The sequence below is a fragment of the Pedobacter sp. Bi126 genome, assembly GCF_918698245.1.
Classification (GTDB): Bacteria; Bacteroidota; Bacteroidia; order Sphingobacteriales; family Sphingobacteriaceae; genus Pedobacter.
This window is the reverse complement of record NZ_CAKKMS010000007.1, coordinates 1-21,465: the sequence shown is the minus strand read 5'-3', so window position 1 is coordinate 21,465 and position 21,465 is coordinate 1. Positions and strand designations below refer to the sequence as shown.

The following is a 21,465-nucleotide window of genomic DNA, read 5'->3' as shown; positions in this document are numbered from 1 at the left end:
TAAAGGTTAAAAAGTAACATTCAGGTTAAAGCCTATACTTCTTGTAGTTGGTGTTTGCAGTGTAGAGGTACCTTCTCTGCCCGAGTACTGATCTACATCCACATCGTTATAAGTAGAATTGATAAAGTACAGGAGATTACGTCCCACTACCGAAATATTGGCCGATTTGATAAACGTGCGCTCCAATAGTTTTTTAGGCAATTGGTAGCCAAAAGTTACTTCGCGCAATTTGGCATAGGTACGGCTCATCATGGTGTTTTCTTTGGCACCATAAAAAACGCCTAGATAATCCTGCAACAGCTGCGGAGTGGTATTTGGCGCAAAAGTTAGGTCGCCATAATTGGTAATCACACCCGTAACCGGATCGAAGTTAAGTTTACCGTTATTAGCAATCACAACCCCATCGCCTACCCAGGTGCCTTTGTAAGTTGGATCGTTTACACGCAGGTAATCTTGATATCTGGCTTCGCCCATTTTACCCTGGATGGTTTCGATCTGACGACCGCCCTGGAACGATTTTAACCTCACATAATCTTGCATTACTCCACCCACTTTACCATCTAACTGGAAACTGAATGAGAAATTCTCATACCTGAATTTGTTACCAATGCTCCATACCCAGTTTGGATCGGCGTGCCCAAGCAGCTGGTTAACCGGTAACGAAACCGGTGTTCCACTTGAAGTATGGATCACCTGCCCACTTAGTGTTTTAGCTAAAACAGAACCATAGATATTGTCGATACGGTCGCCGGTTTTAAAGAATTGATCAACCGATGTTTCGCCTGGGGCAAGTTCTTTGTAAATCTGTTTGTAGGTAGACCAGTTGATCATAACATCCCAGCCAAATTTGTCGGTCATGATTGGTGCACCAGATAAACTTAACTCCACTCCACTGTTTTGCGTTTTACGGCCGTTGATGGTATTGGTTTGGTAACCTGTTGCTGCTGAGATATTTTGTCTGATAATTTTCGGTCCATCGATATACCGGAAATATGTAGCTTCAAAACCTAACCGGTTTTTAAGGAACTTCAGATCGATACCACCTTCGTAATTGGTTCTGCTCTGCGCTTTTACCGCGTTCAGATCGATAAGGTTGTTGGTATAATAGGCACCCGTTTGGTTATTGTAGGTAGGCCTGATGCTGTATGGCGAAGAAAGACCATAACCAGGACCACCGTATGACGAAGTATATTCTGCACCATAACCAATTGGATAAGTTTGCAGAGGCGTTGCACCAATAAATTCCTGTGTACCCAAACCTGGGTCCTTAACGTTTGCATACGATGCCCTTACTTTTGCAAATGAAATAAAAGCAGGCATTTTTACATAATCGGAAATTACCGAGCTTAACGAAACCGAAGGATAGAATGCCGAATTGTTGCCCGGAGGAAGTGCAGAGTTTTTATCTACACGGCCAGTGGTATTAATATTCAGGTATTTTTTAAAGCTTAAATCGACCGAGTAAAAAGCACTTAACACCAACATCTGTGAATTGAAATCGAATGCTTTTACCGGGTTTTTAGAATTCGAGAAGTTATATACATTCGGAACATTTAAATAATCGGTTGTGGTAAAGCTCGAGTTGTAACTAAAGTTACGTGCATTACCACCGCCAAAAGCACTGATTTCAAATAAATCGCCAATGTTTTTATTGTACTTTAAAATCAATTGCGTATTATTTTCGAACATGCTACGGCGGTCTTCCCTGTAATCGCCTAAGCCTTCTTCGCGTCCGTATGGGTGAGCAGAAAAAGGCATTTTCTCGGTTCTTAACTGATCGTAGGTAGAGATCTGCGTTTTCAGCAATACATCCAATCCTTTGGTTACATTGTAATTTAAGGAGGCATAACCGTTAATATCGTTCTTTTTATGTCCGCGTAACCACTCGTAAGATAAAAAATAAGGATTGTGGTAACGCTGGTATTCGGCGTAAATAGACTGGATACCTTCTTTGCCTGGCTGCCAGTAGTTTTTCATGTCATCGATATTCCAGTCGGCACCACCCCAAAGGGTCATGTTATAAATCACACTGTTCGGGCCATAGTTTACATCTGGAATATTATCAGAAAACTGGCGGCTATAATTGATGTAGGCTTCGGCCCTTAATTTCGGGCTGATGTTATAAGAACCGCTTACGTTAAAATTATTGATGTTTAACTGTGTGTTCGGTATAATTCCTTTTTGATAATTATTGGAAATAGAAACCCTTAAATTGTACTTATCTGTTGCAGACGATAAGGCAACGTTGTTTGCAGAAAGCAATCCGGTTTGGATAAAACGCTTTAAGTTATCCTTTCCACGGGCTACCCATGGTGTACCCTGGCGCACGCCGTTCACAATCGGGCTATCATATTGAGGAATCAACTGACCGTCGAATTTTGGGCCCCAGATATCATAATCACCATCATTTAAGCCACCACCTTTTCCATCACCAAAAGCATAGGCACTGTGTTCACCTGGCCCGTACTCGTCCTGGCTTTTCGGCAAAGCGATAAACCCTTTGTTAAACTGTGTGCTCGAATTTAGTTCTACAGTAAAACCTTTGTCGCTCAGTTTACCTCTTTTAGTGGTGATTAATAATGCACCATTATAAGCCTGATAACCATAAAGTGCCGCTGCTGCCGGGCCTTTAAGCACGGTATAAGTATCGATATCATCGGGATTGATGTTCCAGGTATCCGAATTGATCGGTACGCCATCTACCACAACTAAATTAACATCGTTACCACGAAGGTAAAGCGACGAACGGCCCAAAAGCTCTGAAGATACACCAACAGTTAAACCAGCAACCTTACCCACCAATCCGTTTACCGGATTAGCTTCTCTGGCTTTTACCAGATCGGCTCCTTTTACTTCCTGAATGGCATAGCCCAGGTTTCTTTTCTCTTTACGGATACCGAGGGCGGTAACCACTACTTCGTTTAAATTTTTCGAGTCTGTTTTTAAAGTTACGGTAAGGTTTGCGCCCGTAACCTGAACTTCCTGCGGAAGAAATCCGATCGAACTAAAAACAAGTGTTTCGCCTATTTTGGCCTCGAGGGTAAAGCGGCCCGATAAATCAGTAGAAGTAGCCTTTTTAGTCCCTTTTACCATTATGCTAACGCCTGGGATCGGCTGTTGCGCATCGTCTTTCACCAGACCAGCTATTTTTGTTTGTGCCCAGGAAAAATAAGGCGTGAGGCACAGTAACAGCAAAGCCACCATGCACATCTTCATCTTGTAGAGATGTTTCATTTATCTATAATTTTTTTTAGGTTTTATAGATGCAATGATAAGGTGTGTATGTTAGCCTAATACCAACTTTTAGTTAACAAAAACCCCTATTTTTGTTTAGCATTTGTTAACTAAATATTTTCTTAATGCTTTCTGCGGCATAACCTGCACTGGCAGTCATTCCTTTACCGCCAATAGCCGTACGGATGTGGATGCGATCGTCGAGATCGTAAGTTACAATATGTTTTGTTGCATGCTGCGGATAAAATCCGGCCCAGGTACTTTGCAGTTTTCGCACATCGAAATCGACTATCCGGGCTGCTTCTTCGAGCATCAGCTCATTAACGTGGTGGCTTAAATCGAAACCAAGGTCATCGAAATGGTTTACATCGGCATACACATGCGAATCGCCAATAATAATCGTATGATCTGCAGCCTTTTTGAACAGGATATGTATACCCCATTTTTTTAGCTCTTCGTAATGCTCAGGAGTTTTAATGCTTTTGAAAGAAGGGCAATAGTGCTCAAAACTCTCGTAACGCCTGGTGGTTAGCCCGGTTAAAATATTACCAGCTAAAGCTACTTCTGGCATAGGTATACTGCGCATCATCTGCAGCTTACTAACCACAATACCGCTTTCGCTAAACAGTTCGGGATAAAGCAATTTAAATTCGTAACCGTTACAGATAATGGCTTTTTCCGCTGTAAAAAGTTCTGTATTGTTTCTTAAACCTACTTCAACACCAGTGCCTTTGCTTTCGCAGGCGGTAACAGGACTATTGTATTTAAGTGTGTATTGAGCAAACTTAGTCTGCATATATTCGTGCAGGCGGTGGATCATTTGATCTGGTGCTACACTAATTTCCTGGGGAAAAAAGATGGCTTCCTTGGCATAAGAAGATTTAATAGCAGGATATTTCTTTAAAACCGCTTCCCTACTAAGCAATTCGGTTTCGTAACCGATGGTATTATAATGTGCTTTCAGCTCGTGGATTAAGGTCTGTTCATCGTTATCTGATGCGATGTACACACTGCCGTTTTGCTGCACGGAAATATCGAATTCCTGTTGAATGGATTTATAAATATCTAGACCAGCCACACCATATTCGAACCATTCGGCTTCCATACCCGAGGGTACCACCTGACCAAAATTGCGTACTGTAGCGCCAACCGGAAAATTATCTTTTTCGAGCTGCAGTACCGATTTGCCCGAAAGTAAAGCATGGTAAGCATGGAATGTTCCTAAAATCCCTCCACCAATTACAATAAGATCGAAATGTTTATTCATTGTTTATTTTTTGCTGATATCAGGATGTTTTTAATTCATCCAGCCATCAATGTCAATATTGTTTTTTAATTATTTTTCTTCAACCAACGAAAGATTTCAACAGAAATCGTCATTGGGAGATACGAAGCAATCTTACAACTATCGCCGTTAGCGAGCGCATTAAGATTGCTTCGTCGGCCGAAAAAGCCTTCTCGCAATGACGACTTTTGCGTACACCAACTTCCCCCACTTCGACCATTTAAGAAACATATAAGCTTAAATGACCTTATATTCCTTACATGGTAAAAAATGATATCGCAAAAAAACGCCTTTTCACTTTCCTGCTAAAATTACACGCCCAGCAGCCTGCATCTTTTTATTTGTAAGCAAAGTTTTTCTTCTAAAATAGATCAAAGAAAGCACACTACATACCCCTCCAATTAATGGTATGGCAAACAAACACTGTTTAAAAAATTGCATCCAGCTGGTACTCGTTTCGCCAAACTCATGAAATAGCAGTATCGAAAAGCTACCTACGTAGCCTATTGAATCGGCCACATACATAATAAAACCGATGTTGCTCTTGTAATGAAAATTGGCAATCATCCGTTCAAAGAAAATGGCGTTATAAGGAATGTAGGCCATATACAGTCCCATTCCCAGCAAAGCCATCCAGCTAACAGGCCCAATGTAGCCCCTATCGAAAAAGAATGTACTTACGCCAATTAGCAAACAGCCCGAAATAACCATGATGTGGATCACGGTAAAAGCTTTGAGGTTATCTTTGATCAGGATCAAAAGTCCCATCATCACCAATACCACAACCGAAATCAAGGTATCAATCTGCGTGTAGATATGGTTGTTATGAATACCTAAGCCATTCCAGATTTCTACTTCGAAATTATCGCGCATATCGCGGATACAGGTAAGCAACACGTAAATGATAATGGTTAAGATGATACCCGGCAAAAATGTGGTGATAAACTTTCTGCGCTGTTTCGCATCCATTGGCACCCGCTTGGTACGTAACTCCTGATCTTCTTTTGAAGGCGGCGGAATAACCTCCAGGCAAAAAACAAACAGGAACAGCGGAAGCAGAAAAACCAGTCCGGTAAGAAAAGGCATCCAATAATCGCTTACCGAAGCAAACGACATCAGCGTTCGGGCTACCGTTTTAACAAAACCTGAGGCAAATATTAAACTGATCGACATTAACGCACCCATAAATTCGGTTGTTTTTCTTCCTTCCAAATAACTGAATACCAAACCCCAGATCATGCCCAGAGGGAAACCGTTGAGGAAAAGAAATACAATATTGTAGGGAGCAGGCACCAAAGCAAATCCGAGCAGGGCTAGCCAAGAAAAAAGAATCAGAAAAATGATGCTCCTTGCCCGGTTACTTTTCCCCGATTCAGAAATAAAACGGATACCATAAAACTTACTCAAGGTATAACCTACCATTTGTGCAATAACCAACCAAACTTTATAATCGATATGCAGAAATTCCTGGTGCTCAAAAGTAGCAGAGGCAAAAGCTTTACGAAAGGCATACATACTGGTGTAACAACCAAATGCTGCTATACCACCAAGCATTGTAATTAACCAATAAGGCCAATTAAGTGCTTTTTTGCGGGCAAGATGAAGCAAACTCATCCTAATATCTGCTTATGTTGTTTATCATACCGAACACCACTAATTTGATTTTCATATTTACTTAATCCAAAAACAATAGTAAACATTGTTTATTATTAGTAAACAATATAAAGATTATCAAATTGTTAAGTTTTAACCGTGTAGGGTGTGTATCTTATTTCGTAAAAGCTTCTAATACCGGCTTTCCTCTCCAACTTTGCGGTTGTTGCAACCTCATTAACCAGGCCAGTGTTGCAGCCGTATCGTAGGTAATAATCGCGTCTTTTAATTCGTGGTTTTTACGAACCCCAGGACCTGAGATAATCCACGGGATCTGCACTTCATCAAGCGATTTGCCCCCATGGCCTTTACCTTTACCACCGTGATCGGCAGTAACCAGAATAACGGTTTCATCAGCTATACCTGCATCGTTAACCGCTTTTACAATTTTACCTATCCGCTGATCTACCAACTCCAGTTGTTTATAATAAGCTGGTGTACGATGACCGATTGAATGCCCCGTACCATCAGGTTCGTCTAAATGTAGGAAGGTAAAATAAGGTTTTTCTTTTTTGATGATCGCAACAGTGGTATCGGTGCAAAAATCATCTTTATCGTTTCCACTAACGATAATGTTTACTGCTTCTTTTTCAAATAAATAACCAATACCGCTCCAACTATACACAATAGCCGTTTTAGCCCGTTTTTTTTGATCTCTGATTACACTAAATATCCCAGGGAACAAACCATAAGATGTTTTGGTGATAGATGGAATTTCGGGCACTTTACTGTCCCATTCGGTATAACCATGTTCGGTTGGTCCAGCGCCCATTAATAGGGAAGCCCAGTTTACAGCGCTGGAAGACGGCAATACACAACGTGCCTGTGTAGTCCATGAGCCATTGGCCATTAATGCTTTAAGATTAGGCATATTCGCTTCGGGCAAAGCGTAGCCGCCAAAACCATCGCAACCAATTAAGATTACGTGTTTAATTTTTTTAGATTGTGCCTGGGCAAATACACATAAACAAAGTAATAGTAAAGTACTTTTCAAAAATCTTTTCATATTCATAGTTTCTATTACCAAACCTAAGATTGGTTTATAAAGATGAAGATAAGTATTTGTTAAGTATTAATAAACTTTGTTTACCAAAATGTTATTCAAAAAAATAAACCACCAGCATTAGCGCCTTGCTATCGCCAATATTGACCGGGGTGTGAGAAAGCCTCCCATCGAAAAGCATAGAATCTCCTTTTTCGAGTATAATTTTCTTTTTCGAAAACTGATATTCTACCTTACCTTCTATCATATATTTAAATTCGAAGGCTTCGGTTTTCACCATTGGGCGATGCGCATTCACCTCGAGCTCGAGCAGTACAAAATCGGCAGTCGAAAACTTAATATTCTTGGTTAAAATACGCGAGTAGTTAAAACCTACTGCCTGTTCTTTTTCGAACTTCTGGTACTGATCTTTTCGCTTCACCAGAACGGGGGCATCTTTTTTATGAAAATTGATATCCTTAAAAAAACTGTTCAGATCTATCTGCAGACTTTTAATAATATCCATTAATACCATTAAAGAAGGGATGGTACGGCTATTTTCGATTTGAGAGATCAGCCCCTTACTTACCTCTGCTTTATTTGCAAGCTCTTGAACGGTAATCCCCAGCTCTTTACGTCTTTCTTTAATTTTAAGGCTAATCTGTAAAAGAATTTCTTCTTGCATATGCTAAAATCGTGTTAATAACGCTAATGTATTATTTTATTCCTACAATCTAAATCAACAATCGCATTAGTTACGGAATTACATTTTTAACATGCTTATAAAAACAATCGCCGCCTTTTTATGGCGGCGATAGCAAAATTTTAACGGTAATGTCCGGGCACCCAATACCGACCGCCATGAGGGCCAATATTATAATGCCCGCGTACCCAGTGTGCTCTTGGTGCACGTGCGCTCACCACGCAAGCACTAAAATTAACCGCCATAACCAATAAGAGCAATGCATTTACAATCCTTTTCATAACCTAACTTTTTAAATTGAAAAATAAATCAAGCTTTATGCTGTGTGTTTTATTTTGACGGAGGAAGGATAGGAAAGGTTTAATTGGATACATCAGAAAGATTTCCAGCGTTTTCGAATGGTTGCCATCTCGACCGAACTATGCGAAGTGTTTCAATGGAACTCCCTCGGAGGAGAGATCTATCTAGACAGATTTCTCTACTGCGGTCGAAATGACGATTTATGGTAAGCCTGCACAAAAAAACGGTCCAACCTTATTTAGGTCAGACCGTTGTATATTAATATTAAAAAAGATTAGAAACTATATCTCAATCCCAATTGCATCTGATAACGTGAGGCAAAGAAATCTTTTGAATAAGAGGTTACATCTTTCTGAGCAAAGGTATATACCGGATATGCGGTTGGTGTACCTGCTGTTGCCACCTTAATACCCACACTCGCCATTGAGTTATAAGTATTAGGAGAAAAATATTGAATTCCCCAATCTTTATTTACCAAATTGGTGAGGTTAATAATATCGTAAGTTAAAGTAAGTACATGTGGATGCTTTCCTTTTGCAACCTGAATATCCTGAGAGAAGCGGAAATCGGCCTGAACATTCCAAGGGGTGCGTGCACCATTACGCTCCGTAAAATCGCCACGACGCGTACTTAAGTATTTATCGTTATTGATATAATCATCAAATGCGGCAGCTTGCGCAATTCCTGCTGCGTTGTTGGCAAAGAACTTTTGTGTTTCGCCTACAGCCGGAATATACGTCAAACTTACGGTTTGGCCAGTTCCATTGATCCTGGTATTCACCAAACCTAATGAATAAGGCGAACCTGACTGGCCGCTGAAGAATAGCGAGAAGTTAGATACATATTTACCGTTTTTAGCCCAATCTAACCTGTAATTGATAGTCGAAATAATCCTGTTACGGATATCGAAATTAGAATAAGCCAAGCCTGGATTATTTGGACTAAGAGCCTGGTTTAACTGCCAGTTAGATTCCATTGAATTACGGATACCATTGGCAATATCTTTCGATATTCCGTAGGTATAAGCCACCATCATATCTAAACCGATAGGAAGTGATTTACTCACCTGAGCGGTTAAGCTATATTTATATCCTTTATCAGTATTTGATAATAGGTAGGCATTGGTATATAAAGGATTTATTTTGGCACCTGAATAAATAGGCTGCTGCTTCTGGGTATCATAAGCCATGTAAGTAGGGTTATCTACATAGTTGATCTGCTGAAACTGCACATCTTTAATCACCTGGCTAAAGATTCCCTCCACCGTAAATTTCCACTGGTCGTCTGTTTTATAATCGAAGGCTAAATTACTTCTCCATGCTTTTGGCATTTTAAAGTTGTTATCCACCAAATCTACCTGTGTTGCACCTTTAGCATCTTTAACATTAACACCTTGATTAGCAACATAACCAGCTTCACCATTACCTGTTAAAGCATCTCTGATCGGATCAGTACCCGCTACAGGTGTTACAATTTTGGCAGGATCAGCATTGGCATAAACATACGATTTATCGAAAGCGCCATAGTTTACACCATTGTTGTAATATGCATAACCGATCCATGCAAAAGGAACACGGCTGGTAAATAAGCCGGTACCACCACGCATAACCAAACTTTGGTTACCCAGCACGTCGAAATTAAAGCCAACACGTGGAGAAACCTGGATTTTGTTCAGGAATTTCCCGGTAATTGATGATGGTTGTGTGTAAGTATAGGTTGTACCGTAATTTGCATCAACCGGAGAATTGGTTGTTTTTGGACTTAATGATGGCATATTTGGTAAATCAGCCATATCGAAACGTAAACCCGGCGTCAATTTGAAACGATCGCCAATACGGATCTCGTCCTGACCATAAACGCTGTACATGTTCACATTAAATTCTGCAGTTGGATTCTCAATAATATGATCGCGCGTATTGTCATCGTAGTTATAACTTGTACGTACCCTATTTGGTTTGTTGGCCAGGAAATCGGCGATGCTGCTATAAGCAACACGGCCATTCCATGAGTTTACGAAACCATAGTTGATGTTGTAAAACTCATTGTGCGTACCAAAGGTAAAAGTATGGTTCCCTTTGCTGAAAGTATAGTTATCGGTAAATTCGAAAGTATTCTGCTTCATGTTGAAGATACTTGCCTCACGGTCGGTACCCAAAAACAATGTTCCCCCGTTAGAAGCAATCTCGATCTGCGGCAAAGCCGGATTAGACAGTGGATCGCGGTAATCGTGAACGGTTGAGTAACCAACAATCACGTTATTGGTAGCTGAATTTCCGAAACGGGTTTTCAGATCGGCAACAGTTGAAGTCTGATTATTATTCTGTCCGAAATCGATACCGCCAAACCTGAAGTTAGACTGATCTCTTTCTAAGTTTGTTGCTTTCGAAATGATGGTATTATTTCTGATGGTTAGCTGGGTGCTTTCACTGATGTTCCAATCTAAGCGGTTAAAGAATTTGTTAGACTGAGAATAGATGTTGTAATCGCCAAACGAACCGGCATCTACACCATAAGCTGTTTTCATGCGGTCAGAAATCTGCTGTGCCTCAGTTAAGGTAAGCAATTTCATATCAGACGATCCTGCGCCTAAAATTACCGGATCCTGACGGCGGGTAATCTCTTCATTGGTGAAGAAAAACAATTTATTTTTTATAATCGGGAAACCTACACGGAAACCCGTTTGGTAATCGTGAAAAGCGGAGGGTTCTTTGCTGTTATCGCCGATTTTATTTCTACCGATTAAAGAGGCGTTACGGCCATAACCGTAAACCGATCCAACTACCTCATTAGTACCACCACGCGTAACAGCATTAATACTGCCACCTAAAAAGTTACCCACTTTAACATCGTAAGGAGAAAGTAAAACGGTAACATCCTGAATGGCATCTAACGAAACCGGATTGGTACGTGTACTGCTTCCAGGCATACCCGAGCTTCCACTTTGCCCACCTAATGAAGGACTAAAACCAATGGCATCGTTATTAATTGCACCATCAATAGTCACGTTGTTGTATCTAAAGTTTGTTCCTCCAAAGGTATTATCTTTACTGCCTTGAGGAGTAACCCTTGTTACATCCTGCAGGCTGCGGTTCATGGTTGGCAGTGTTTTGATCTGACCTTCGCCGATACTGGTGCCCGCACCAGATTTTGTTCCGCCTTTTTGGCCTTTAACACTTACTTCGGCCAGTTGATTACCTTGCTCCTGAAGATCAAGATCGAGCCTTACGTCCGAACCCAAGGTTAAATAGATATTCTCTTTTACCACTGGGCTATAACCCACAAAGGTTACGGTAATTTTGTATGGCCCACCTGGGTTCAAGTTGCCAATGCGGTAAAGTCCGTTCTCATTTGACGAACCTTTAGATACAGTACCTGTTGGAACATGCATCATCACAATGGTTGCCCCTGGGATGATACCCTTATTATCCTTAATCTTTCCATTAATACTAGATGTTGTAACCTGTGCCTGAGCAAATGTGACCAAGAGCAGCAGAATACTTACTAGGGATAGTATGCGTGATTTCATTTTCTGTTGTTTTATTTTCATGCAAAACAACAGTCCTAATGTTAATTCAATATTAACAATAAATTAAGTTTAACATTACGTTAACAATATGAAAATCAGAATAATACAATAAGAAAACAATTCCTTAACAACCAAGATTTAAGGCCGGAATATAATGAAGAATAGAAAGCCCAAAGGTGAAAACAAAAGATGAAGATTTAATGAAGTTTTGATTAGTCCGAAGTCCTTAGTGCGGAGTCCAAGGTCGATTAACCGATTCAAACAATTAACCACAGAACAAATTTCTTCTCCCTGCTAACTAATGAACCAATGACAAATGAACCAATGAACCTATAGTTTACACTTTTAACAAACCACGAAATGCTCTTGCAGCATAATACGATTGTGCACCATTGTGGTAAACAAATACATGATCGTAGCGGCGATCGCCGAAAAGCGCACCACCCAATTTTCTAATCTCTGGAGGAGTAACAATCCAGCTTGATGTTTTGGTATCGAATTTTCCGAGTTGTTGCAAAAAGCGGTATTGTTCTTCTGTTAAGAGCTCTACACCCATTGCAGCAGCCATATCAACAGCATTATTTTCCGGTTGGTGCTCTTTTCTCGATTCCAGCCCTTCCAAATCATAACAAGTACTTCTACGGCCTTTGGGGCTTTCTGCCGAACAATCGTAAAAAATATATTCGCCTGTTTCTTTATCATAATCAATTACATCAGGTTCGCCACCTGTTATTTCCATTTCGTCAAGCACCCATAGTTTTTCGGGCTTCGCAACTAACCTTTCTTCTACTTTTGCCCATTCAATACTTTTATGGCGGTCCATGTTTTTCTCGAAACGGACTTTTAAAGTATGGAGTAGTTCTTCGGCTTGCACTGCCGACAACTCTTTTTTATTATTATTTATTTTACTCATATGTTTTATTTTTGCTTAAAATCCCGTATATCTTAAAGTTAAAGCTTTAGGTATAGCCTGATAAATCAATTTATAGTCTATATAATTAAAAAAGATTATCCTTCGACTACGCTCAGGATGACATCTTTTTTTTGAAAACCATATCCTTTAAATTCCAATACATTAGCAACTTCTGTTTGGAGCGCAGTGCCTGTACAAAACACTAAGTTTCTTCCCGTTTTACGCTTTTACGCTTCGCTTCCTCATACCTCGTTGCTGCAGGGTAACGCTTCAACCGGGGCTAGGTAACAACAGCAGTATTTCATTTGTTGGGTTGCTGGGTGCACGAACCTTTCCCCCTAAACCCGATTGCAATGAAAAGCCCACAGCGTAGCGAGGTCTTGTAATGGAAAGCGGGACTAGAAGCCGCCAAGAACCACAAAACGCTCATTTCCTAATTTTAAAGAACTGGCTGTTAGACACAATACCTCTACACTAAAAACCCTTCGACTCCGTTCTCCACAGGAGTCCTTTGGACAGGATGACAAACCAATGGTGATAACATCCAACACCATGAAATGAGGAAACGATTAATCGTCCAATCCTTTGCCGTTTAATATCTGTGGCATAAATTTCTCTACTCTTGCCTCACGGGTTTTAGCTTGTTTGGGTGCCGCAAAATGAAGCAGATAAGCTCTTTGCCTTCCTGGAGTTAAGGCTTCGAATGCCGCTTTTAAATCTGGAATGTGATCTAATTTATGTTGAAACTCAACCGGAACGGTATATTCCGTAGTCTTTTTCAAATCTACCTTCAAACCAGCTTTTTCTACCTCAATGGCTTCATAAATATAAGTCTTCAAAATAGGTTTAAGCTCCATTATTTCGAGGGCATTGGTAAAGCGCACCTGCCTGCCTACTTGTACATTCTTCGTTTGCTGGATCAGGATCCCAGCCGTATCATTCAATAAAACGCCTTTAAAAAATAAAAATGCGCAGTATTCTTTAAAATCATGTATTAAAACGATGTTGTTATTGTTTAAGGTATAACAAGGCACTCCCCATTTTAACTCTTCGGTAAGCCCACAATCTAGGACAATTGTCCGTAGCAGCAACAGTTCTTCCTGCCACTTTTTCGCTTTGTTAAAATAAAAATCAACTTTTGGGTTCGTTTTCATATCAGTCGAATTTGTTTGTTCCTCTGCCCTGTTCCTTCTTTTATGGTTTAAGTTATTTTAGTTAACTGAGCTAATTTTTCTATCCGCAGGCCTAAAATACCACGACACTACAGTTAACACAAGTAGCAATATTGGCCCGAAATATGCCGAAGTACTGGTATCGCCAATTGCTATGTGCGAAAAAACAGCACCAGACATGGCAAAGAAAAAACCTGCATAAGCCCATTCTTTCAGTAAAGTAAATTTAGGAATTAACACCGCAACCACACCCAAAATTTTCCAAATTCCCAATATAGTCAGAAAATAAAGCGGATAACCCAATTGCGTAAACAATGCCACTTCTTCTTTCATTTTTATCAACTGTACTATTCCTGTTGATAACATGCCTAGCGACAGCCAAACGGTAGCAATCCAATAGATAATTTTATTTCTCTTTGTCATAGTGTACTATTTTAATTGATTTACAATGTTTTGTAAACGGTTATGTGCCATATTAATACCCTGCGCAAAAGGCAAGGCAAGTATTTGATCCCTTAACGCTACTGATCTGTAAATCACATGCATAGTAAGTTTACTACGATCATCGGTTAGTTTATCAAACTTTAAAAACTCAAGCTGAACGCCAAAAGGTGTATTTTCCATTTCGAATGTCCGCGTTATTTTTTCATCAGGCACAAACTCGTGTATAACTCCGGTGGCTACAAACGCTAGGTTCCCTTTAGCATCAGCCGTTTCAAACTGGTAACTGCCATACTTTTTGTTTTCAAGTTTCAATACTTTTGTCCCCATCCATTGCGCTATTATTTCAGGTTCAACATAAGCCTTAAAAAGTAATGCTACAGGCAGCTCAAATTCTCTGGTAATGATCATTTCCTGTTTGCCATTTTCGGCATCAATTTTTGTTTTCTGCTCCATGTTATGCTATTTGCTTGGTTTATAATTTTTCATAATATCTTCCAGTTTGTTAAATCTGTCGTCCCACATCTTGCGGAACGGCTCAATAAAATCGGCAATTTCTTTCATTTTTTTTGCGTTAGTGTGGTAATGAATTTCTCTGCCGTTTTGTTTTTGCTCCAACAACTCGCATTCCGTGAGGATCTGCAGGTGTTTTGAAACAGTTGGCCTTGCGGTGTCGAAATTGGTAGCTATCGCACCAGCCGTCATCGATTGTGAAGCAACTAAAAGCAATATCGCCCTTCTCGTAGGGTCGGCAATGGCCTGAAATACATCTCTTCTTAAATTCATTATGTAGCTATTTGACTACAAATATACATGTAGTCATTTAACTACGCAAATTTTTATGAAAGTTTTTTAATAGGGCTTTCTTCAACAGATCGTCATAAGTTTGGTTTCATCTGTTATATGTATTAAAGCATCAGGGTCCCATTTATAAAATTGAATATATTTGATCAGTGTATGCAAAAAGAGGAGAAACCCCTTTAACAAACCTGAAACGACCATGAAAACGTATAAAATATACCAGATAGACGCTTTTACAAAGGAAAGATTTAGCGGAAATCCGGCGGGTGTAGTTGTGAATGCAGATGGGCTGACTGATGCTCAAATGCAACAGATTGCCAAAGAATTAAATAATTCTGAAACAGCCTTTCTTTTTTCTCCCGACGACAATGATTCTGATGGTTTAATCAGGTATTTCACACCAACATCAGAAGTTCCCATTTGTGGCCACGCCACAATTGCCGCAATGTATGCAAAAGCTATTGAATACAATTTAGACGCTTGTGTTTTGAGGTATAAAACCAAGGTTGGCACACTGCCTTTTGAGATCATTAAGAAAAACGGGGACTATCAGATAATAATGACCCAGGGTAAATTTGAACTCAGCCCGATATTCGATAACACTACCACTCAACAGATATTATCATCACTAGGACTTCATTATAATGACACTGATGAAAGGTGCCCGGTCCAGATTGCTTCTACAGGACATTCGAAAGTGATGATTGGAATAAAAAGCAGAGAAAAGCTGAACAATCTGAACCCTGATTACAATAGCTTGATTGATCTAAGCAAACAGATTAATTGCAATGGCTATTTTGTATTCACATTTGACTCGGACGATGATGATGTATTAACATACGGAAGAATGTTTGCCCCTGGAATCGGAATAAATGAAGATCCGGTTACAGGTAATGCAAATGGACCTTTAGGCGGATACCTCATACAAAATAAAATTGTTGATTTTAAGGATAGCCTTTTCGAATTCAACGGCAAACAAGGAGAAAAGATAAACAGACTCGGAATAATAAGCGTTAGTGTCGGAATTGAAAATGACCTACCGTCGCTAATTAAGATAAAAGGTGATGCTACGGTAGTATTTAAAACTGAAATTAAAATATAACAATTTAAGGCTTTACTACATTCAGCATAACTTCACCTATCCCCTAAACTCAAAAAACCCACAACTTTCGTTGTGGGTTTTGGCTCCCTCTGCTGGGCTCGAACCAGCGACCCTCTGATTAACAGTCAGATGCTCTAACCAGCTGAGCTAAGAAGGAGTACTGGTCGTTTCCTAAAACGAGGTTCTTTGCACTTTACAGCACACATACCCTTGTTCGTTTTGGGAATGCAATATTAGGGCTTTTAAATTATTTATGCAATATTTGCAGTGAAAAATTTTAAAAAAAAATTAACACATAGATATGAGCCTGATAATCATAGGTACTGTAGCTTTTGATGCTATTGAAACTCCTTTCGGAAAAACAGATAAAATTGTAGGTGGAGCAGCAACCTACGCAAGTTTAGCGGCTTCCTACTTTTACAATAAAGCAAAAATTGTAGCAGTAGTAGGTGATGATTTTCATCAATCAGATATTGATACCTTCACCACACACGGTATTGATACCGAAGGACTACAGATTAAAGCAGGTGAAAAATCATTTTTTTGGTCAGGAAAATACCATAACGACATGAATAGCCGTGATACTTTAATTACGGAATTGAATGTACTGGAAAATTTCGATCCGATTATCCCAGAGAGCTATCAAGACTGCGAATACCTGATGTTAGGCAACCTAACCCCACAGGTGCAGCAAACGGTAATCAAACGCCTTAAAAACCGCCCGAAATTAATCGTAATGGACACCATGAACTTCTGGATGGATATTATGATGGATGATTTATTGGAAACCATTAAAATGGTAGATGTATTAACGATAAATGACGCCGAAGCGCGTCAGTTATCGGGCGAATACTCATTGGTTAAAGCTGCTAAAAAAATCCTTGCCATGGGACCAAAATATTTGATCATTAAAAAAGGCGAACATGGTGCATTGTTATTCCATGAAGATCAGATTTTCTCAGCCCCGGCTTTGCCTTTGGCAGAAGTATTTGATCCAACAGGTGCTGGCGATACTTTCGCAGGAGGCTTTATCGGCTATTTGGCTAAAGTGGGTACAATTAACTTCAATAACATGAAAAATGCGATCATTTATGGCTCTGCTTTGGCTTCTTTCTGTGTAGAGAAATTTGGAACGGAAAGGTTATTAAATTTAACCGATGAAGAAGTTGCAGCAAGAATCCAGGAATTTGTAAGCTTAAGTGCTTTTACTATAGAAGTTTAATAAGTTTTCAGTTAACAGCAGGCAATTTTCAGTTGCCAGTTGTAATTAAATAAACTTTAGCCGTAGATTTAAAGATTAATTTCTTTTAAATCTGCGGCTTTTTTATGGAGTAAAATCTTTACACCAAACCATCTGTACATACCAAAATCAATTTGGTGTAGCCAATACGGCTATCGGTACAAATTTTTCAAAAACAGCTTCGGTGTGGGGTGCATCGGTCAGTTCGTCTGTTAAATCCTGCCCGGCCCAGTGTTCATAATGTTTACCGTTCCGCCACAGCCTGCTATCGGTCATATCATAGATCAAACCTTTATAAGCCACCCATATTTGAGGTTTGTCCTGTCCGTTGCGTAAAGCGAGTTGCTGCTTGGTATAGCTGGGTAAATCCATTTAAATTAATTTCGGGTTGAAGATAATTAAAAAGATTGTCCTTCGACTACGCTCAGGATGACATCTTTTTTAAAGGAGCCATTGTCTTCTGAGCGGAGTCGAAGACCTTTATACTGGGTATTTCAATTTATTACTCTCATTTGAAGCGCAAGGCTTGTACAAAACACTAAGTTTCTTCCCGTTTTACGCTTATACGCTTTCCCGAAAGTTCGGGATACCTCGTTGCTGCAGGGTATCGCTTCAACCGGGGCTGGTTGGCCACGACAGCATTTCATTTTTTGGGGTTGCAGGGTGTACACCCCCCTGTCCTTAAACCCGACAGCAGCGGCAGCTCCCGATTTTTCATCGGGACTATAGCGAATGGCGGGGCTGCAAACCGCCACAAACTGCTGCACGTTCATTTTCTAATAAAAGACTACTCTTCGTCCATGCCCAGGATGAAATTTTTTAAGAAATAAACTTTTTAATTTTCCAATCTTAACTCTTCTTTCTTCGCGGTACTGCTTTTAAAAACTTCGTACAGGTAGATATTCATCAACAACAGCCCCATTAAATAAAAATGATCTTCGAAAGGGATAGTACCTACCCTAAAACCAAGGTTTTGCTTATCGTTATACATCACCACAGGTATAGCAGTTAAAAACCCATTTACAATATAGAAAGGAATAAGCGAAATTAGGTAGGCCCTATAGAACTTGTACATAAACCTGAACCGGACGTTTACATACTCTACATAAGCCAGCACCATAAATAAAAAGCCAAAATTGATCAGCGTGTACCACCTGCTGTAACCAAAAAACAAAATGGCCACACAAAGCCCGAGGAACAAATTACTTACTGCGAGGCTATACTTTTGCAAGTCGTTTTTTGGAAAATAGGCATTCAAACATTCGTAAATAAACACACAGGCATAAGGAACTGTTAAAAAGAATAGAATCTCTTCTAAAGGTAATCCCAAAAGATTTACCCCGATAAGGTAATCGGGATTAAAAGACCACACATTGAGCTTGGTAAACAGGATATCCCAAATTAAAAACACCAAGCCCGTGATCAATATCGACGGGAATACAAACTTCCATTTGCTAAAAAAATGCACCTTTTTATCGAACGATAAAACCAGGGGAAAGAAAATTACAGCAAGATTGATAAGTAGATAGGTATAATTCATTCTAAAGGTGTTTTGTCAAAATTTTAACTTCAGCTGGCGTACATTTTTTACTGTCGATCATAAATTTAGCTACGTTTTTAACCAGTTCGCGATCGGCTAGACCAAAATTTTCATTTTGATAATGTTTAAGTATCTCTTTTTTATCCTGAGCTAAATCTTTACTGAAACCGAGAAAAGAAGGCGTATAAAACTCAATAGAAAACCGCATAAAGCGAATCTCCATATTTTCCTTATCCATATCAATTGCTTTTTGCATGGTTTTGAGCGATCGGCCTACATACTTAATCTTGTTATATGGATTCCATGAGTGCTTGGCCTTAAGTGCCTCCAACGTTCCGGTGTAACCCGTAATTAAGGCGGTTTTATTGGCCAGCTTGTTCAGTTTGGTAAATAATGAGTCGGTTAGCTTCGAATTTTCTACCGCTTTAACCATATTAGTTTTTAATATCGCAATTTCTTGGGTAGATAACTGGGCGTAAGTAATATTGCTTGCTGCAAACAGCAGAAAAAATATAATGCGTAGTTTAATCATGAGATGCCGCAAAGGTAAGAAAAGCTAATTGTAGATGCTTTGTATATTATTCAAAAGTGAAATATCGTCATTGCGAGGCACGAAGCAATCTTAATGCGCACGCTAGTAGCGATCGTTGTAAGATTGCTTCGTCGTTCCTCCTCGCAATGACGAAAAAACAATATTTGATGTTAACAAAAACAAAACGCAATAAAATTCCTTTATTTACACCATGGAGAAAAAACCCAGGGTTACCATTATCGGTGCTGGCTTTGCAGGTTTGGCTGCTGCGGCTTTACTGGCTAAAGATGGTTGTGATGTTATCGTGATCGAAAAAAACGAAATGGCCGGTGGCAGGGCCAGAACCTGGCAAAAAGACGGATTCCTTTTCGATATGGGCCCCAGCTGGTACTGGATGCCAGATGTTTTCGAAAACTACTATAACCTGTTCGGCAAAACTACCGCAGATTTTTATGCGCTAAAAAGATTAAATCCTTCTTACCGTATTTATTTTGGCAAACAGGATACTATTGATGTTCCGGAAACATTAGCTGATTTATACGCTTTATTTGAAAAGCTTGAGCCAGGAAGCAGCAAAAACTTAAAACATTTTCTTGATCAGGCGAAATACAAGTACGATGTAGGCATGAATGAGTATGTTTTTAAGCCTTCGCACAGTGTGATGGAATATTTCGATCCTAGATTGGCGGTTAGCGGAATCAAATTGCAGCTTTTGGGCAATATGCGAAAGCATGTTTACCGGTTATTCAAGAATGAGCGTTTGAGGAAACTTTTAGAATTCCCCGTTTTGTTTTTAGGAGCCACACCACAAAACACACCTGCCTTATACAGTTTAATGAACTATGCCGATCTCGTTTTAGGCACCTGGTACCCAATGGGGGGTATGCACAAAATTGTAATGGCCATGCAAAAAATTGCAGAAGAGCAGGGTGTAAAATTTATTTTCGATACTGAGGTAACCAAAATTGAAGTGAAAGACAACCTGGCAGAGGCTGTAATTACCAATAAAGGCAGTTTTAAAAGCGATTTTGTGGTAGGCAATGCCGATTATCAACATATTGATCAGCATCTTTTTGATAAACCTTACCGTAATTACAGCGAAAAATATTGGAATGAAAGAACCATGGCCCCTTCCTGCCTTTTGTTTTATATCGGATTAAATAAAAAACTAGACAATATATTACACCACAACTTATTCTTTGATGAGAATTTCGATCAACATGCCAAAGAAATCTACACCAATCCGCAATGGCCATCAAAGCCCCTGTTTTATGCATGCTGTCCTTCCGTAACCGATAAAAGTGTTGCGCCAGAGGGCTGTGAGAACCTTTTCTTCTTAATTCCGGTAGCACCTGATTTAGCAGATAGCGAAAGTAAAAGGGAAGAATACTTTAATTTATTGATCGAACGCTTTAAAGATTTAACCGGAAATGATATTAGTGGTAACATTTTATTTAAGCGCAGTTATGCCATGAATGATTTTATGGAAGATTACCATGCCTTTAAAGGAAATGCGTATGGATTAGCAAACACTTTGAAACAGACGGCTTTTTTAAAACCTAAGATGAAAAGTAAGGTAACAAATTTTTTATACACCGGACAATTAACCGTTCCAGGGCCTGGTGTACCACCTGCAATCATCTCTGGGCAAGTGGTAGCAAAAGAAATAAAAAAAAAGTTAAAAAAAGCTTGACAAATTTAAAATTTCCCTTATCTTTATAACCACAAAACAAAAATACTGCAATAAAGCTTCAAAACACATAATCGTTCGGGGTTTGCATTTGTTTCGAAATAAGAGAGAAGGCGAATTGTTGAAAGAAAAAATAAGAATCAACTAACCAAATATATGATAAGCAAAAAGGCCTGAATTTTCAGGCCTTTTGCTTTTTACAATACTTCTGGTTTCCAATTGTCGGATCAAGCGGAAAAGTTGGGGGGAATTAAATAATTTCTTTCTTTTGTAGTTTACAACAATTACGAATCCCCTTGAATCAAGCCGAACAGACCCTTATCAGTTTTTTATTACCAGGAGGTATCCTGG

Annotated in this window: 18 protein-coding genes and 1 tRNA gene; 3 read left to right on the top strand and 16 right to left on the bottom strand. The window is 39.5% G+C overall.

Features of this window, described 5'->3' with window-relative positions:
- Positions 1-6: 6 nt before the first annotated feature.
- From LQ201_RS21750 to LQ201_RS21695, 12 genes are all read right to left on the bottom strand, one after another.
- Complete coding sequence (locus tag LQ201_RS21750) at positions 7-3,234, bottom strand: SusC/RagA family TonB-linked outer membrane protein (RefSeq protein ID WP_230145776.1); 3,228 nt, start codon at positions 3,232-3,234, stop codon at positions 7-9.
- A 106-nt stretch (positions 3,235-3,340) separates the two neighbouring features.
- Entirely contained in the window at positions 3,341-4,501 is a 1,161-nt protein-coding gene (locus LQ201_RS21745) for a TIGR03364 family FAD-dependent oxidoreductase (protein WP_230145775.1), read from the bottom strand.
- A 312-nt stretch (positions 4,502-4,813) separates the two neighbouring features.
- Entirely contained in the window at positions 4,814-6,133 is a 1,320-nt protein-coding gene (locus LQ201_RS21740; protein ID WP_230145773.1) for a DUF5690 family protein, read from the bottom strand.
- Between the two features lie 154 nt (positions 6,134-6,287).
- Positions 6,288-7,178 (bottom strand): alkaline phosphatase, encoded by an 891-nt coding sequence (locus tag LQ201_RS21735; RefSeq protein ID WP_230145772.1) that lies wholly within the window; start codon positions 7,176-7,178, stop codon positions 6,288-6,290.
- 91 nt (positions 7,179-7,269) lie between these two features.
- A complete protein-coding gene (locus tag LQ201_RS21730) occupies positions 7,270-7,839 on the bottom strand; it encodes a helix-turn-helix domain-containing protein (protein WP_230145770.1) in 570 nt (189 codons plus the stop codon).
- A gap of 140 nt (positions 7,840-7,979) precedes the next feature.
- Entirely contained in the window at positions 7,980-8,138 is a 159-nt protein-coding gene (locus LQ201_RS21725) for a hypothetical protein (protein WP_167346157.1), read from the bottom strand.
- Between the two features lie 293 nt (positions 8,139-8,431).
- Complete coding sequence (locus tag LQ201_RS21720) at positions 8,432-11,683, bottom strand: TonB-dependent receptor (RefSeq protein WP_230145768.1); 3,252 nt, start codon at positions 11,681-11,683, stop codon at positions 8,432-8,434.
- Between the two features lie 337 nt (positions 11,684-12,020).
- Entirely contained in the window at positions 12,021-12,596 is a 576-nt protein-coding gene (locus LQ201_RS21715; protein ID WP_230145766.1) for a DUF4256 domain-containing protein, read from the bottom strand.
- A 569-nt stretch (positions 12,597-13,165) separates the two neighbouring features.
- Positions 13,166-13,750 (bottom strand): YdeI family protein, encoded by a 585-nt coding sequence (locus tag LQ201_RS21710; protein ID WP_230145765.1) that lies wholly within the window; start codon positions 13,748-13,750, stop codon positions 13,166-13,168.
- Positions 13,751-13,807: 57 nt separating this feature from the next.
- Positions 13,808-14,191 (bottom strand): DoxX family protein, encoded by a 384-nt coding sequence (locus tag LQ201_RS21705; protein ID WP_230145763.1) that lies wholly within the window; start codon positions 14,189-14,191, stop codon positions 13,808-13,810.
- Between the two features lie 6 nt (positions 14,192-14,197).
- Positions 14,198-14,665: an SRPBCC domain-containing protein gene (locus LQ201_RS21700; protein WP_230145761.1), complete on the bottom strand. Its 468-nt coding sequence runs from the start codon at positions 14,663-14,665 to the stop codon at positions 14,198-14,200.
- A 6-nt stretch (positions 14,666-14,671) separates the two neighbouring features.
- On the bottom strand, positions 14,672-14,995 hold the full coding sequence (locus LQ201_RS21695) for a helix-turn-helix transcriptional regulator (RefSeq protein ID WP_057931288.1): 324 nt from the start codon (positions 14,993-14,995) through the stop codon (positions 14,672-14,674).
- Between the two features lie 214 nt (positions 14,996-15,209).
- On the opposite strand from LQ201_RS21695, the gene LQ201_RS21690 reads away from it, so the two are divergent.
- Positions 15,210-16,112: a PhzF family isomerase gene (locus LQ201_RS21690; RefSeq protein ID WP_230145759.1), complete on the top strand. Its 903-nt coding sequence runs from the start codon at positions 15,210-15,212 to the stop codon at positions 16,110-16,112.
- Between the two features lie 80 nt (positions 16,113-16,192).
- Here the strand turns inward: LQ201_RS21690 and LQ201_RS21685 are convergent.
- Positions 16,193-16,269: transfer RNA gene (locus tag LQ201_RS21685), tRNA-Asn, on the bottom strand.
- Between the two features lie 144 nt (positions 16,270-16,413).
- Here LQ201_RS21685 and LQ201_RS21680 point away from each other — a divergent pair.
- Positions 16,414-17,334, top strand: a complete 921-nt coding sequence (locus LQ201_RS21680) for a PfkB family carbohydrate kinase (RefSeq protein ID WP_029280619.1) — start codon at positions 16,414-16,416, stop codon at positions 17,332-17,334.
- 147 nt (positions 17,335-17,481) lie between these two features.
- On the opposite strand, the gene LQ201_RS21675 is transcribed toward LQ201_RS21680, so the two are convergent.
- The 3 genes from LQ201_RS21675 to LQ201_RS21665 all read right to left on the bottom strand — a co-directional run bounded on the left by LQ201_RS21675 (position 17,482) and on the right by LQ201_RS21665 (position 19,424).
- Positions 17,482-17,724: a cytochrome b5 domain-containing protein gene (locus tag LQ201_RS21675; RefSeq protein WP_230145757.1), complete on the bottom strand. Its 243-nt coding sequence runs from the start codon at positions 17,722-17,724 to the stop codon at positions 17,482-17,484.
- Positions 17,725-18,187: 463 nt separating this feature from the next.
- Positions 18,188-18,892, bottom strand: a complete 705-nt coding sequence (locus LQ201_RS21670; RefSeq protein WP_230145755.1) for a lycopene cyclase domain-containing protein — start codon at positions 18,890-18,892, stop codon at positions 18,188-18,190.
- Between the two features lies 1 nt (position 18,893).
- Complete coding sequence (locus LQ201_RS21665) at positions 18,894-19,424, bottom strand: hypothetical protein (protein WP_230145753.1); 531 nt, start codon at positions 19,422-19,424, stop codon at positions 18,894-18,896.
- A 211-nt stretch (positions 19,425-19,635) separates the two neighbouring features.
- Here LQ201_RS21665 and LQ201_RS21660 point away from each other — a divergent pair, with 211 nt between their 5' ends.
- Positions 19,636-21,117, top strand: coding sequence for an NAD(P)/FAD-dependent oxidoreductase (locus tag LQ201_RS21660; protein WP_230145752.1), 1,482 nt, complete (start codon positions 19,636-19,638; stop codon positions 21,115-21,117).
- Positions 21,118-21,465 lie beyond the last annotated feature (348 nt).